Here is a 13,417-nt window from a genome sequence, read left to right on the forward strand (position 1 = left end):
GCGCAGGGGTCAGCGACCGGCGAGGAACTCCTCGACCCACGCACCCAGGACCCGGGCGCTGGCGTCGACCAGGTCCAGCCACTCCATGGCGCCCTCGTCGGCGTTGTCCGAGACGTGCTTGACCAGCCGCGTCCCCACGCCGAACTGGCGGGCGGCCCAGGCCACCGCGTAGGCCTCCATGTCGACCAGGTGGGCCGTCTGCGCGAGCCGGACCCGCTCCGCCGGATCGGTGACGAAGAGGTCACCGCTGGCCAGCACGACATCGCCCGGGCCGACCACGAGCCGTTCCTGCGGGTCGTGGTCCAGTGCCCGGATCGCGTCGGCGTTGATGTCGTGGTTGACCACGACCCCTGGCTCGAAGAGTCCCTCGAGGCCGTTGCGCAGCGCGCCTGCGGTACCCAGGTTCACCAGCACCAGGTCCGCAAGGTCGTTGCGCGCAGCAAGGGCACGGGTGGTGGCCACCGCCGCGGGCACCTTGCCGATGCCGGTGATCACCACGTCGACCCCGTCCGGCACGTACGCCGCCTCCGCCCGGGTGGCGGCGACGATCAGCAGCGGCGCCATCCTCACCAGCTCGTCGACAGGGGCCGGCCCTCGTGGAAGCCGGCCGTCGACTGGACCCCGACCAGGGCGCGCTCGTGGAAGCCCTCCAGGGAGGTCGCCCCGGCATAGGTGCAGGCGGAACGGACGCCGGAGCAGATCTGGTCGATCAGGTCCTCGACGCCCGGGCGTTCGGGGTCCAGGTACATCCGCGAGGAGGAGATGCCCTCCTCGTAGAGACCCTTCCGGGCACGGTCATAGGCGGATTCGGTCGAGGTGCGGTTGGCCACCGCGCGCGCCGACGCCATCCCGAAGGAGACCTTGAAGGCGCGTCCGTCGGCGTCGGCGAGGAGGTCGCCGGGCGACTCGTGGGTGCCGGCGAACCAGGACCCGATCATCACCGAGGAGGCGCCGGCAGCCAGGGCCAGGGCGACGTCGCGGGGGTGGCGCACTCCCCCGTCGGCCCAGACGTGCTTGCCGAGTTCCCGGGCGGTGGCGGCGCACTCGAGCACTGCGGAGAACTGGGGCCGGCCGACGCCGGTCATCATCCGGGTGGTGCACATGGCGCCGGGACCGACGCCTACCTTGACGATGTCCGCACCTGCCTCGATCAGCGCCCGGGTGCCGGCCGCGTCGACGACGTTGCCGGCCGCGATCGGAACGGACGGGTCGATGGCCCGCACGGCGCGCAGCGCCTCGATCATCCGGTCCTGGTGGCCGTGGGCGGTGTCGACGACCAGGCAGTCGACGCCTGCCGCGATCAGTTCCTTTGCCTTGGTGGCGACATCGCCGTTGACGCCGATTGCCGCGGCGATGCGTAGGCCGCCGGAGGCGTCCACGGCAGGTGCATAGAGGGTGGCGCGCAACGCGCCGAGGCGGGTCAGTACGCCGACCAGGTTGCCGTCGGCGTCCACCGCGACGGCGATCGGTGCCTTGGCGGCGTCGATCGCTTCGAATGCGTCCCGGGGGTCGCTGTCGTCGGAGAGGCGGACGAAGGAGGGGTTCATCACGTCGCGGCACTGGGCGAACCGGTCCACGCCGGCGCAGTCGGCCTCGCTGACGACGCCGACCGGGCGTCCGTCCTCGACGACGACCGCGGCCTTGTGGGCACGCTTGGGGATCAGGGCCAGCGCCTCAGAGACGGTCTGGTCGCCGCGCAGTTCGATCGGGGTGTCGAAGACCAGGTGACGCGACTTCACGAAGCGGATCACGTCGGCGACCACAGGGATCGGGATGTCCTGCGGGATGACGGTCAGGGCGCCTCGCCGGGCCACCGTCTCGGCCATCCGCTTGCCGGCGATGGCGGTCATGTTCGCCACCACCAGGGGCAGGGTGGTGCCGGTGCCGTCGGTGGTGGAGAGGTCGACGTCGTAGCGGCTGGCGATGGCGGAGTGCCGGGGCACCATGAAGACGTCGTCGTAGGTCAGGTCGTGCGGCGGGGCCGCGTCATTGAGGAAGCGCACGGTTGCCCAATCTACCCGTCGAGGTAAACTCTCACATCGATCCCCTCGGGCACCTCGAGCCCGGCTCGGTGCAGCTCCAGCGCAGCGAGCGTACGGACCACTGCGGGCTCCCCTGCACGCCAGGCGGCGGCCGGGTCCGGGGCCACGCGGCGGAGCACGTCCGGGCGTTGGTGGGCGAGCGCACGCAGGGCCAGCAGGTCGGGGCCGCCGTCGGCTGCGAGGTAGGCGCGCGTTGCTGCGGCCCGCCTGGCGAACCTGATCCGGACCGGGAGGTGGAAGGCCAGCAGCACGGCGCTGGGGGCCAGGGCGAGGCCGAGCCCGAGCTTCCAGGCCAGCGTGGTGAGCGACTCCTCCGAGCCGGCCGCGCCGCTGGCCAGGCGTTCGGCATGCCCGGCGGCCGCGCGGAACGGCTCGGCCACCGTCTCACCGAGCAACGGGACCGCGCCCAGCACGTCGCCGGCCCGGTTCATGCTCTCGGCGATGCCGGTCGCTGCTGACTCGGTCTTCTGGGCCGGTTCGGTCAGCGAGTGCAGCGAGGACCATGTCGCCCACCCCTGCCACGCCCACAGGCAGATCCAGAGCGCGACGAAGAGGTCGGCAGCGAACTGCCTGGCACGACGGGGCCGCTGGGCGGCGTACAGGACCATGGGGCACATCCGACCACATCGCCGGTCTCAGGCGGAACCATGCCGCAACGAACAAGACCCCCGTACGCCGACGGCGTACGGGGGTCCTGCCTGTCCCTGTGCTCAGTGCAACAGGCCTTGGGGGCTGATCACTTCAGCTCGGCGCTGGAGAGGCCCAGGAGCCGGCGGGCGACGATCAGCTGCTGGATCTGCTGGGTGCCCTCGAAGATGTCGAGGATCTTCGAGTCGCGCGACCACTTCTCCAGGAGCTCGGTCTCGCTGTAGCCCACACCGGCGGCCAGCTCGACACAGCTCAGCGTGATGTCCGAACCGACCCGGCCGGCCTTCGCCTTGGCCATCGAGGCCTCCAGCGAGTTGGGCTTGCGGTTGTCGGCCATCCAGGCTGCCTGCATGGTGAGCAGCTGGGCACCCTCGAGGTCGGCCTCCATCTGGAGGAACTTCGCCGCCGCAGCGGACTGGGTGTACGCCGGGCGGTCGTAGTCGATCTCGACGCCTGCGTCCTCGAGCAGGGAGCGGGTCAGGTCCAGCGACGCGCGGGCACAACCGATCGCCATCGCCGCCACCAGCGGACGCGTGTTGTCGAAGGTCGCCATCGCACCGGCGAAGCCCTGCTTCACGTCCACCTCGGGCGAACCGAGCAGGTTCTCCGCCGGGACCCGGCAGTCGGTGAAGGTGATCACCGCGGTGTCGGAGGCACGGATGCCGAGCTTGTGCTCGAGCCGTTCCACCTTCATGCCCGGCGTGCCCTTGGTGACCACGAACGACTTGATCGCGGCACGGCCCAGGGACTTGTCCAGGGTCGCCCAGACCACCACGCTGTCGGCACGCTCGCCGGAGGTGACGAAGATCTTCTCGCCGTTGATCACGTAGTGGTCGCCGTCGAGCTTGGCCGTCGTCGAGACCTGGGCGGAGTCCGAGCCGAAGGCCGGCTCGGTGATCGCCATCGCGGCCCAGGTGCCCTCGAACCGCTTCAGCTGCTCGTCGTTGGCGACCGAGGCGATGGCGGAGTTGCCCAGGCCCTGGCGGGGCATGGAGAGGGTGAGCCCGGTGTCGCCCCAGCACATCTCGGCGACGGAGAGCACCGAAGCCAGGTTGGCGCCGTTCTTGACGACCTTGTCGTCACCGGACTCGTCGCGACGTACGCCGGTGGCGCCGGCGCCCTCGGACGCGCCGGATTCGGAGAGCCCGTCGATCATCGCGGCGAGCATGTCGAGCTCCTTGGGATACTCGTGCTCGGCGAGGTCGTACTTGCGGGAGATCGGCCGCAGCATGTTCATCGCGACCTGGTGGGCCTGGTCGATGAGCTGGCGGTGCTTCTTGGGGGTTTCGAGATTGATCATGATTTCTTCGCCTGTCGATTCCCGGGGGAATCAGACCAGGACGCCTCCTTCCACGAGGCCGACGGCCCGCAGGTCGCGGTACCAGCGCTCAACGGGGTGTTCCTTGACGAAGCCGTGGCCGCCGAGCAGCTGCACGCCGTCCAGGCCGATCTGCATCCCCTTGTCGGCGCAGATCTTGCGGGCCAGGGCGACCTCGCGGGCGAAGTCCTTGCCCTGGGCAGCGCGGGATGCCGCCTTGTAGGTGATCAGGCGCATCGCCTGCAGTTCGATGGCGATGTTGGCGACCATGAAGGCGACCGACTGGCGGTGACTGATCGGCTCGCCGAACGCCTCGCGCTCGTTGACATAGGTCTTCACATAGTCGAGGACGGCCTGGCCGGTGCCGATGGCCAGGGCGCACCAGGCCAGGCGGGAGAGCCGGACGGCCTCGAGGTACGTCGTACCGTCGGTCGCGCCGAGGATCGCGTCGCTGTCGACCTTGACGTCGGTCAGGGTCAGCTTGGTCAGGCTCGCCGCGCGCACGCCCATGGCCGGGTCGCCCTCGATCTCGATGCCCTCGGTGCCGGACTCGACCAGGAAGAGGACGTTCTTGCCGTCGAGCTCTGCACCGACCACGAAGAGTTCCGCGTCGGCGCCGCGGGGCACCAGCGTCTTGACGCCGTTGATGACGTAGCCGCCGTCGGCCTTGGTGGCCCGGGTCTGCGGAGCAAGGACGTCGAAGAGCGGACGGGACTCGTTCAGCGCCAGCGCGGCAGCGGGGACGTCCTCGCCGGTGAAGGCCGGCAGGTAGGTCTCCTGCTGCTGCTCGGTGCCCCACAGCGAGATTGCCGTGGCGACTGCGCCCGGTGCCAGTGCGGCAACGGCCAGGCCCATGTCGCCCTTGGCGAGCGCCTCGGCGACCAGGGCACCGGCCATCGCGGAGCGCTCCTCGGAGATGCCGCCGAGCTTCTCCGGGACGCCCAGGATCGGCAGGCCGATCTCGAGGCTGGCCTTGAGCAACTCCTCGGGTGCGGCGCAGGCCTCGTTGGCGTCTGCTGCGGCGGGCCGGAGCATCTCTTCGGCGAACTCACCAACGACGTCGACGAGCATCTGCTCGTCCTCGGTCGGGGTCAGGTCGAAGACGCCGGTCGGGTTCGCCGCGGGCACCCGGACGCCGGCGGCGCCCTTCTTGCCCTTCTTGGCGAAGGCGCGACCGGCGGTGCCGGCGACCTTGAAGCCGCTGCGGGTGACGGTGAAGACACCCTTCTCGGTCTGCTTGCGCAGGCCGAGCTTGTCGATGAACTCGCTCTGGGCGAGCTTGTTCAGGGCGAGGACGGCGTAGCCGATCGGGTCACGGGACTCGCTGTTGCCGAGGCCGTGCTTCCCGCCTGGGGACACCGCGTTCTTGGTTGCTTTGATCAGGGACATGCATGAAATGTAACTCCGAGTTACACAATCGTCTACACCATCTTTCGTGGGGCACGTCACAGCCGCCCGACAGGTATCCTCGACGAGGACCACCCAGCAGGCACGAGGGGACGACAGTGGCGAGACGGCGAAGCGGCGGCAAGGGCGCCGCGAACCTGCTTGGCGCCCTGGTCGAGGGCGGCAACCGGCTGCTGCGGCGACGGCCCGTCGACCTGGCCACCTTCCTGGCCAATCTGGAACGCTCCGGTGCCACCACCGTGCTGGCCACCGCGGACGGTCAGCGCGATGCGCTGGCGCACCTCGGGCTCTCCTGGCCCGAGACCGTCACCGCGCTCGCCCGGCCCGAGACCCTGCCAGAAGTGGTCGAGCGTCGGTCCCGGGTGCGGGTCCACCCGGCAGCGCCGTGGCTCACCGCCGGCACCGCAGCGATCGGGACCAGCGCAGTCCTGGCAGGATCGGGACCGCTCGCCCTGGAGGTGCTCGGCGTGGCAGGTGTCGGTGTGGCGACGGCCCTCGGGTCGGGGTGGCTGTGGCGACCGCGTGCTTCGCGCGCTGACCGGCGGTTCACCGTTGCCGGCGCACCGGCCCTTGCCGCCCGGGCGATGGCGCTGCATTCCGGGGCACTGGCGGTGGATGCCGGCGATGACCGTGAGATCCACCGGCTGCTCGCCCTGGTCGATGCCGGCGCCGCAGACGTGGCCGCAACCGAGGCGCCGGCCAGCAAGGCCGGGCTGGTCCAGGCCGACGGCAGGCTGGTCCCGGGCGAGGGCCACGCACCGGCACACCATGCACTCCGTGACGAGTTGCTGCTGCAACGCGCGGAACTCGTGGAGACCCTGCTGCGGTTGCAGCGGCTCGTCCAGCGCACGGAACAGGACGAGCGTTCCTCGCGGCGTACGGCGTACCGCCAACTGCTCGACGACCCGCTGGACGACCTATGATCTGGAGCCATGTCGGCCACTGAACCCCCGCTGCTCACCCCGCACGGCCCACTCCCCACGGGCGGCACGGTCCGCCCGATCACCCGCTGGGGTACGCCGGTGATGCACGCGCCGCAGCAACGGGTCACCGCATTCGACGACGACCTGCGCAGCCTGGTCGCCGACATGGTCGCCACGATGTACGCCGCAGACGGCGTCGGCCTTGCTGCCTGCCAGATCGGTGTCGACCTGGCCGTGGTCGTCTTCGACTGCCCCGACGCCAGCGGACAGCGCACCGCTGGAGTGCTGTGCAACCCGGAGGTCACCCTGCCCGAGGGCAAGGACCGCCGCCTCGACGACGGCGACGAGGGATGCCTCTCCTATCCGGGAGCCTTCGTGGAGTGCGCCCGCCCGGACTACGCCATCGCCACCGGGCAGGGCCTGGACGGGGAGCCCGTGGAGTTCTCCGGCGACGGGCTGCTGGCCCGTTGCCTGCAGCACGAGACCGATCACACCCTGGGCACCGTCTTCGGCGACCGGGTCAGCGACCGCAACCGCAAGAAGCTCCGCAAGCAGCACGACCGCGCCGCCGAGGACTACCCCGAGGGATGGCCGGTCAGCGCCGCGCAGTGACGTAGCAGGCCACGGCACTCGCCGCCGCCACGTTCAACGAGTCGATCCCCTCGCGCATCGGGATGATCGCACGACGATCAGCAGCCTGCTCCCAGCGACTCGAGAGCCCATGGCCCTCCGAGCCCAGGACCAGGGCCACCTTCTCCTGGCCCGCGACGGCCTCCTCCAGTTCGGTGGCATCCGCGGACAGGGTCATCGCGACCGTGGTGAAGCCTCGGCTGGTCAGCTGCGGCAGGGCGTCGTACCAGTCCGGAAGGCGGGTCCACGGCATGGTGAAGACCGCGCCCATCGCCACCTTGATCGCCCGCCGGTAGAACGGGTCCGCACACCGCGGCGAGAGCAACACCGCGTCGAAGTCGAGCGCGGCACCGGATCGGAAGATCGCCCCGACGTTGGTGTGGTCGACGATGTCCTCCAGGACCAGGATCGAGCGGGCCCCGGCCAGCACCGTGTCCAGGGCAGGCAGTGGCTGGCGCTCCAGGGAGGCCAGCGCGCCGCGGTGCACGTGGAAGCCGGTGACCTGCTCGGCGAGTTGCTCCGCCACCACGTAGCAAGGGGCGTCGCTGGTCGCGAGCACGTCGGACAGGGTCTCCACCCACCGCGGCGCCATCAGGAAGGAGCGCGGGGTGAAGCCGCCTGCCACGGCACGGCGTATAACCTTCTCCCCCTCGGCCAGGAAGAGCCCATGGGTGGCCTCGAGGTGCTTGCGCAGCTGGACGTCGCGCAGGTCGCGGTAGTCCGCCAGCCGCGGGTCGGCCGGATCAGTGATCCTGTGGAACTCAGCCACGCCCGAAGCGTTCCGGGTGCGCCACGGCCACGACGTCTCCGACGACGATGATGGCCGGCGGGCGGACGCCGTGGGCTGCGATGTCGGCGCCGATCTCGCCCAGGGTGGTCAGCACGGTCCGTTCGGCGGGCCTCGTCCCGTCCATCACGATCGCCACCGGCGAGGCGGCGTCGCGGCCGCCGGCGAGGAGCGCCTCGGCGATGGCGGGCGCGTTCTGCACCGCCATCATCAACACCACCGTGCCCTGCAACTGGGCCACCGCGGACCAGTTGACCAGGCTCTCCTCGTGGCCGGGCGGCAGGTGCCCGGAGATCACGGTGAAGTCATGGGTGACGCCGCGATGGGTGACCGGGATGCCTGCACGCGCAGGCACCGCGATCGAGGAGGAGAGCCCCGGGATCACCTCGACCGGGATCCCGGCCGCCCGGCAGGCGATCACTTCCTCGAACCCACGCCCGAAGACAAAGTTGTCCCCGCCCTTGAACCGGACCACCCGCTTGCCGGCGCGGGCACGCTCGACGATCACCTCGTTGATGAATTCCTGGGTGGCCGAGCGGCCGCGGGGAAGCTTGGCCACGTCGATGAGTTCGGTCTCCGCGGAGATCTCGTCGAGCAGTTCGCGCGGCGCGAGCCGGTCGGCGACCACCACGTCCGCGCTGGCCAGGGCCTGGCGCGCCGCCACGGTGACCAGGTCCGGCGAACCGGGGCCGCCGCCGACCAGCACCACTCCGGGCGTCTTGTCGGGCGTGGAGGCGATCACCCCGTCGCGCAGGGCGGTGAGGATCTCGTCGCGCACGGTCGCGCTGCGTTGTGGCTCACGGTCGCCGAGCACGGCGACGGTCAGTGACCCGTGCCGGCCGCTGGCCGGGGTCCAGGCCGTGGCCTCGCTGGCGTCGTCGCTGCGCACACAGAAGATCCGTCGCTCCTCGGCGGCCGCAGCGACCGCTGCGTTGGTCTCCGGGTCGTTGGTGGCCGCAATGGCATACCAGGCTCCGTCGAGGTCCTCGGCGGTGAAGTCGCGCAGTTCGATGCGGATCTCCTCCCCCATCCCCTCGATGGCAGGGGTGACGGAGCGGGAGACGAGCAGGACGTCCGCGCCGCTGGCGATCAGTCCGGGCACGCGCCGCTGGGCAACCTGGCCGCCGCCGACGACGAGCACCTTGCGACCCGCCAACCGGAGCCCGGAGGGATAGGGGACGTAGTCGTTCATGATCAGCCCTTCTTCGCCACGCCGGCGGAATCGAAAGTGGCCATCTCGTCGAGGACGAGGGCTGCAGAGCGGACCAGCGGGAAGGCCAGCACGGCGCCACTCCCCTCGCCCAGGCGCAGGTCGAGGTCGACCAGTGGCCGCAGGCCGAGTTGCGCCAGTGCGGTGCGGTGGCCCGGCTCGACACTGCGGTGGCCGGCCAGGCAGAAGGCGATCGCGTCGGGGGCGAATGCCTGGGCCACGAGTGCCGCCGAGCCTGCGATGACGCCGTCGAGGATCACCGGGACGCGGTGTGCTGCAGCGCCGAGGAGCAGCCCGACCAGGCCGGCATGCTCGAGGCCGCCGACCTCGGCCAGGACGGTGACCGGGTCGGCGTCCGCGGCCAGGCGGGCCACTGCATCGGCAACGACCCGGGTCTTCAGGGCCAGGGTCTCGTCATCGATCCCGGTGCCACGGCCGGTGACGACCTCGGCGGCGGTTCCGGTCAGCGCGGCGAGCAGGCACGCCGACGGCGTGGTGTTGCCGATGCCCATGTCGCCGGTGAGCAGGATGTCGTGCCCGGCACCGATCAGTTCCTCGGCGGTCTCGATGCCGATGGCGATGGCCTGCTCGGCCTCGTCGATGGTCATCGCAGGTCCCTGGGACAGGTCGGCCGTGCCGCGGCGTACCTTGCGACTGGTCACCGTTGCGTCGCTGGCCACGTCGCCGGCGACACCGACGTCGATCACCCGGACCGTGGCACCGCAACTGCGGGCCAGCACGTTGACCGCGGCCCCGCCGGCACGGAAGTTCTCCACCATGGAGAGGGTCACCTCCGCCGGCCAGGGCGAGACGCCCTGGGCCAGTACGCCGTGGTCCCCGGCGAAGACGGCCACCGCCGGGCGCTGCGGTGCTGGCGGCGGGCAGGAGCCGGCCATGCCGGCCAACTGGATCGACACGTCCTCGAGGACGCCGAGGGCGCCAGCGGGCTTGGTGAGCAGTGCCTGGCGCTGTCGCGCCTGGTCCGCAGCGGTCCCGTCCAGGGGGGTGATCCGGGCGAGCGTGGCTTCGATGCGTTCACGAGATGGGGTCACCCGACCATTCTCCCGGATCCCCCTGGTCGGCACCGTCGGCGCCATCCACGTGGCGGACGCTGGCGGTGTTGGCTAGGTTCGCATGCATGAGCATCGAACGCCCCGTCAGTCCCAATCCCTACGACCTCCTCCCGGCCACTGCGTCGTTCGCCGTGACCAGCACGGACGTCACCGACGGCGCCCCGCTGAAGGACGACCAGGTGGCCGCGCATGGCAACACCTCTCCGCACCTGTCCTGGAGCGGGGCACCGGCGGGCACGAAGTCCTATGTGGTGACCTGCTTCGACCCGGACGCCCCGACCCCGAGTGGCTTCTGGCACTGGGTGCTGGTCGACATCCCGGCCGATGTCACCGAACTCGCCACCGGTGCCGCCTCGGGCGCGCTGCCCGGGAAGGCGTTCCACGTCCGCCACGACGGCGGCGAGGCCGGGTTCATGGGGGCGGCTCCGCCCCAGGGCGACCAGGTGCACCGTTACTTCTTCGTGGTCCACGCGGTCGGCGAGGAGAGCCTGGGCGTGGACGCGTCGGCCTCCCCCGCGGTGGTCTCGTTCAACCTCGCCTTCAAGACGCTGGGCCGGGCGATCCTGCACGGCACCTACCAGCACTGAGGCCTCAGCGCTTGCGCTGCATCTTGTGCAGGACCGACCGCGGCTGGTAGCCGAAGTCGCGGTTGGTCCGCTGCATGGCGTGGTTCGAGGGCTCGGTCCAGGTGTGCACCGCCCGGCGCTCCGGGTGTTCACGGCGTACGACGTCCAGGGTGGCCAGCTTGAGCGCGGTGCCCAACCGGTGGCCGCGGTGCTCGGGCATGACCAGGGCGTCGTCCTGCGCCACCAAGTCGCCACCATGGGGCAGGCGCAGCATGGAGTAGCCGCCCATGATGCGGTCGTGGCGGCGTACCGCCGCGGCCACGATCGAGGTCCATCCGTTGGCCCGGTGCTGCTCGCCCGTGCGCAGGCGTTCCTCGTCGAAGGCGACGGGCTGGACGTCGATGCCGCCGGTCGGCACGTCGCTGCTCATCTGGGTGCGCATGGCACAGAAGCCGGCAACGTGTTCGTCGGGACACCGATCGCCCCACAGCACGATCTCGTAACCGGCCGTGGCCCGGGCCGCTGCCTGCGCCAGCGCAGCTGTGTCAGCGGGCAGGTCGAGGACCAGCTGGTCCTCGGTGTGCACGCTCTCGAAGCCACGCCCGGTGGCGAAGGCCCCGCCCGGCGTCGTGCGGAAGTCCTGGCCGACCGGCACGTCGAGTTCGCCGACCAGCGTGGTCCGCCCGTGGGCGGCACAGATCTGCTCCACCCGGCCCATCAGGGCACTTCCCACGCCCCCACCACGTGCCTGCGGGCGCACCGCGATCGAGACGTCGGCCAGGTGGGTGTTGTCCTCCAGGGGGTGCCACATCTCCACGGTTCCTGCCAGGCGCCCGTCGACGAGCGCCCCGAAGCGGAAGCGCCGGTTGTAGCGACCATCGGGCTGCATGGCGAACTTCTCGAACGACTCGTAGCTGCGTTCCCACGCCCCGGGTACGTCGTGACGGACGACCTCGGTCTCGACCGCGAAGAAGTCACGGCGCATGGCAGGGTCAGCCAGGTCGATGTCGATGATCTCCATCGAACCAGCCAAGCAGGCCTGCCCTCAGTTGGACAACAAGGCCAGCATCGAGGCGAAGTCCGGCGTGTCCTCCGGGTTGTCGATGGTCACCTTCCGCGGGCGCTCCGCGCGCCGGGTCGTGGTGCCGCCGAGCAGTCCGGCCATCTGCCGTGCCGCCTTCTCCACCCGGGCGGTGAGTGCCCCGTCGTGGGTGCTGCCGAAGTCCTCGCTCGCCGCGAAGACCGCGGTGGGTACGACGACCGCCTTGAGGTAGGCGAAGAGCGGACGCAGGGCGTGCTCGATCACCAGCGAGTGGCGTGCCGTCCCGGCGGTGGCCCCGATCAGGACCGGGATCCCCTCCAGCGCGTCCTTGTCCACGGCGTCGAAGAACATCTTGAACAGGCCGCTGTAGGAGGCGGTGAAGACCGGGCTTACCGCGATGATGGCATCGGCTGCGGCCACGCCCTCCAGCGCCGGGCCGACCTTGCCTGCCGCGAAGCCGGTCAGCATCATGTCGGCCAGATCGTGGGCCAGCGGCCGGAGTTCGATGACGTCGACGGTGACCTCGTGGCCGGCGGACTCGAGGTGCGCGACCGCCGCGTTCGCCAGCTTGTCGGCCAGGATCCTGGTCGACGACGGCTCGCTGAGCCCGGCAGTGATGACGGCGATCCTGGTCATGCGGTGACCTCCTCGGGTGATTGTGCGGCAACCAGCGCGGCGTGCGTCGGTCCCTCCGGCACCCCGGCGGGGCGACGGGCGGCGAACTCCTTGCGCAGCACGGGAACGACCTCTTCGCCGAGCAGGTCCAGCTGCTCCAGCACGGTCTTCAACGGCAGCCCGGCGTGGTCCATCAGCCACATCTGGCGCTGGTAGGGACCGATGTCCTCGGCCAGGGCCAGGGTGCGCTCGATGACCTGGTCGGGCGAGCCCACCGTCAGGGGCGTGCCGGCCATGAAGTCCTCCAGCGAGGGGCCGTGGCCGTAGACGGGTGCGTTGTCGAAGTAGGGACGGAACTCGGCGATCGCCTCCTGGCTGTTCTTGCGCATGAAGACCTGCCCGCCGAGGCCGACGATCGCCTGCTCGGCAGTGCCGTGGCCGTAGTGGGCGAAGCGCTGCCGGTAGTAGCGGATCATCTTCGCGGCGTGCGACGGCGGCCAGAAGATGTGGTTGTGGAAGAACCCGTCGCCGTAGTACGCCGCCTGCTCGGCGATCTCGGGCGATCGGATGGAGCCGTGCCAGACGAACGGCGCGACACCATCCAGGGGGCGCGGGGTCGAGGTGAAGCCCTGGAGTGGGGTGCGGAACTTGCCCTGCCAGTCCACCGAGTCCTCGCGCCACAGCTTGTGCAGCAGCGCGTAGTTCTCGATCGCCAGGTTGATGCCCTCGCGGATGTCCTTGCCGAACCACGGGTAGACCGGGCCGGTGTTGCCGCGGCCCATCATCAGGTCGATCCGGCCGTCGGCGAGGTGCTGCAGGTAGGCGTAGTCCTCGGCAATCCGGACCGGGTCATTGGTGGTGATCAGGGTCGTGGAGGTGGAGAGGATGATCCGCTCGGTCTGGGCGGCGATGTTGGCCAGGAGCACTGTCGGGTTGGCCGGCGCCACGAAGGGCGGGTTGTGGTGCTCACCGGTGGCGAAGACGTCCAGCCCGACCTCTTCGGCCTTCTTGGCGATGGCGACGGTGGCCTTGATCCGCTCGTTCTCGGTCGGGGTCGTGCCGGTGGTCGGGTCCGTGGTCACGTCACCGACGGTGAAGATTCCGAACTGCATCTCGGCCTCCTGGTGTAGTTGAAACTGCAATCACCTATGCCAAC

The 13,417-nt window shown here is 70.5% G+C and carries 14 protein-coding genes; 3 read left to right on the forward strand and 11 right to left on the reverse strand.

Features of this window, described 5'->3' with window-relative positions; all coding sequences use genetic code 11:
* Positions 1 to 9: 9 nt before the first annotated feature.
* From Q9R27_RS16650 to Q9R27_RS16670, 5 genes are all read right to left on the reverse strand, one after another.
* A complete protein-coding gene (locus Q9R27_RS16650) occupies positions 10 to 564 on the reverse strand; it encodes a nucleosidase (RefSeq protein ID WP_311253525.1) in 555 nt (184 codons plus the stop codon).
* Positions 565 to 566: 2 nt separating this feature from the next.
* Positions 567 to 2,003 (reverse strand): GuaB1 family IMP dehydrogenase-related protein, encoded by a 1,437-nt coding sequence (locus Q9R27_RS16655; protein WP_311253526.1) that lies wholly within the window; start codon positions 2,001 to 2,003, stop codon positions 567 to 569.
* A gap of 11 nt (positions 2,004 to 2,014) precedes the next feature.
* A complete protein-coding gene (locus Q9R27_RS16660; RefSeq protein WP_311253527.1) occupies positions 2,015 to 2,650 on the reverse strand; it encodes a hypothetical protein in 636 nt (211 codons plus the stop codon).
* A 128-nt stretch (positions 2,651 to 2,778) separates the two neighbouring features.
* Positions 2,779 to 3,990, reverse strand: a complete 1,212-nt coding sequence (locus Q9R27_RS16665) for an acyl-CoA dehydrogenase family protein (RefSeq protein ID WP_311253528.1) — start codon at positions 3,988 to 3,990, stop codon at positions 2,779 to 2,781.
* Between the two features lie 30 nt (positions 3,991 to 4,020).
* Positions 4,021 to 5,397 (reverse strand): acyl-CoA dehydrogenase family protein, encoded by a 1,377-nt coding sequence (locus Q9R27_RS16670; protein WP_311253529.1) that lies wholly within the window; start codon positions 5,395 to 5,397, stop codon positions 4,021 to 4,023.
* 116 nt (positions 5,398 to 5,513) lie between these two features.
* Between Q9R27_RS16670 and Q9R27_RS16675 the strand changes: the two genes are divergently transcribed.
* Both Q9R27_RS16675 and def read left to right on the forward strand, forming a co-directional pair.
* Positions 5,514 to 6,338, forward strand: coding sequence for a hypothetical protein (locus Q9R27_RS16675; protein ID WP_311253530.1), 825 nt, complete (start codon positions 5,514 to 5,516; stop codon positions 6,336 to 6,338).
* Between the two features lie 9 nt (positions 6,339 to 6,347).
* A complete protein-coding gene (gene def, locus Q9R27_RS16680) occupies positions 6,348 to 6,950 on the forward strand; it encodes a peptide deformylase (RefSeq protein WP_311253531.1) in 603 nt (200 codons plus the stop codon).
* On the opposite strand, the gene Q9R27_RS16685 is transcribed toward def, so the two are convergent.
* Genes Q9R27_RS16685 through cobT form a run of 3 tightly spaced genes read right to left on the reverse strand, consistent with a single transcriptional unit; the run spans position 6,934 to position 10,017 of the window.
* Positions 6,934 to 7,737 (reverse strand): RNA methyltransferase, encoded by an 804-nt coding sequence (locus Q9R27_RS16685; protein ID WP_311253532.1) that lies wholly within the window; start codon positions 7,735 to 7,737, stop codon positions 6,934 to 6,936. The genes def and Q9R27_RS16685 overlap by 17 nt on opposite strands.
* Positions 7,730 to 8,947, reverse strand: a complete 1,218-nt coding sequence (gene cobA, locus Q9R27_RS16690) for a uroporphyrinogen-III C-methyltransferase (RefSeq protein WP_311253533.1) — start codon at positions 8,945 to 8,947, stop codon at positions 7,730 to 7,732. Before cobA ends, Q9R27_RS16685 begins: the two co-directional genes overlap by 8 nt.
* A 2-nt stretch (positions 8,948 to 8,949) precedes the next feature.
* Positions 8,950 to 10,017 (reverse strand): nicotinate-nucleotide--dimethylbenzimidazole phosphoribosyltransferase, encoded by a 1,068-nt coding sequence (gene cobT / locus Q9R27_RS16695; RefSeq protein ID WP_311253534.1) that lies wholly within the window; start codon positions 10,015 to 10,017, stop codon positions 8,950 to 8,952.
* Between the two features lie 86 nt (positions 10,018 to 10,103).
* Between cobT and Q9R27_RS16700 the strand changes: the two genes are divergently transcribed.
* The gene (locus Q9R27_RS16700; RefSeq protein ID WP_311253535.1) at positions 10,104 to 10,625 is read left to right on the forward strand and encodes a YbhB/YbcL family Raf kinase inhibitor-like protein; all 522 of its coding nucleotides are present in this window, start codon (positions 10,104 to 10,106) and stop codon (positions 10,623 to 10,625) included.
* A gap of 4 nt (positions 10,626 to 10,629) precedes the next feature.
* Here Q9R27_RS16700 and Q9R27_RS16705 read toward each other — a convergent pair whose 3' ends face one another.
* Genes Q9R27_RS16705 through Q9R27_RS16715 form a run of 3 tightly spaced genes read right to left on the reverse strand, consistent with a single transcriptional unit; the run spans position 10,630 to position 13,373 of the window.
* Positions 10,630 to 11,625 (reverse strand): GNAT family N-acetyltransferase, encoded by a 996-nt coding sequence (locus Q9R27_RS16705; protein WP_311253536.1) that lies wholly within the window; start codon positions 11,623 to 11,625, stop codon positions 10,630 to 10,632.
* A 24-nt stretch (positions 11,626 to 11,649) separates the two neighbouring features.
* Entirely contained in the window at positions 11,650 to 12,282 is a 633-nt protein-coding gene (locus Q9R27_RS16710; protein ID WP_311253537.1) for an FMN reductase, read from the reverse strand.
* The gene (locus tag Q9R27_RS16715; protein ID WP_311253538.1) at positions 12,279 to 13,373 is read right to left on the reverse strand and encodes an LLM class flavin-dependent oxidoreductase; all 1,095 of its coding nucleotides are present in this window, start codon (positions 13,371 to 13,373) and stop codon (positions 12,279 to 12,281) included. Before Q9R27_RS16715 ends, Q9R27_RS16710 begins: the two co-directional genes overlap by 4 nt.
* Between the last annotated feature and the right edge of the window lie 44 nt (positions 13,374 to 13,417).

This window comes from Nocardioides sp. AE5, from assembly GCF_031844485.1.
In the GTDB taxonomy this organism is placed as follows: Bacteria; Actinomycetota; Actinomycetes; order Propionibacteriales; family Nocardioidaceae; genus Nocardioides.

What these genes read in the sequence shown, in the direction of transcription:
- def (WP_311253531.1), top strand. Translation starts at nt 6,348, where the DNA reads ATGTCGGCCACTGAACCCCCGCTGCTCACCCCGCACGGCCCACTCCCC.
- cobA (WP_311253533.1), bottom strand. Translation starts at nt 8,947, where the DNA reads ATGAACGACTACGTCCCCTATCCCTCCGGGCTCCGGTTGGCGGGTCGC.
- Q9R27_RS16650 (WP_311253525.1), bottom strand. Translation starts at nt 564, where the DNA reads ATGGCGCCGCTGCTGATCGTCGCCGCCACCCGGGCGGAGGCGGCGTAC.
- Q9R27_RS16670 (WP_311253529.1), bottom strand. Translation starts at nt 5,397, where the DNA reads ATGTCCCTGATCAAAGCAACCAAGAACGCGGTGTCCCCAGGCGGGAAG.
- Q9R27_RS16710 (WP_311253537.1), bottom strand. Translation starts at nt 12,282, where the DNA reads ATGACCAGGATCGCCGTCATCACTGCCGGGCTCAGCGAGCCGTCGTCG.
- Q9R27_RS16665 (WP_311253528.1), bottom strand. Translation starts at nt 3,990, where the DNA reads ATGATCAATCTCGAAACCCCCAAGAAGCACCGCCAGCTCATCGACCAG.
- Q9R27_RS16715 (WP_311253538.1), bottom strand. Translation starts at nt 13,373, where the DNA reads ATGCAGTTCGGAATCTTCACCGTCGGTGACGTGACCACGGACCCGACC.
- Q9R27_RS16705 (WP_311253536.1), bottom strand. Translation starts at nt 11,625, where the DNA reads ATGGAGATCATCGACATCGACCTGGCTGACCCTGCCATGCGCCGTGAC.
- Q9R27_RS16660 (WP_311253527.1), bottom strand. Translation starts at nt 2,650, where the DNA reads ATGGTCCTGTACGCCGCCCAGCGGCCCCGTCGTGCCAGGCAGTTCGCT.
- Q9R27_RS16700 (WP_311253535.1), top strand. Translation starts at nt 10,104, where the DNA reads ATGAGCATCGAACGCCCCGTCAGTCCCAATCCCTACGACCTCCTCCCG.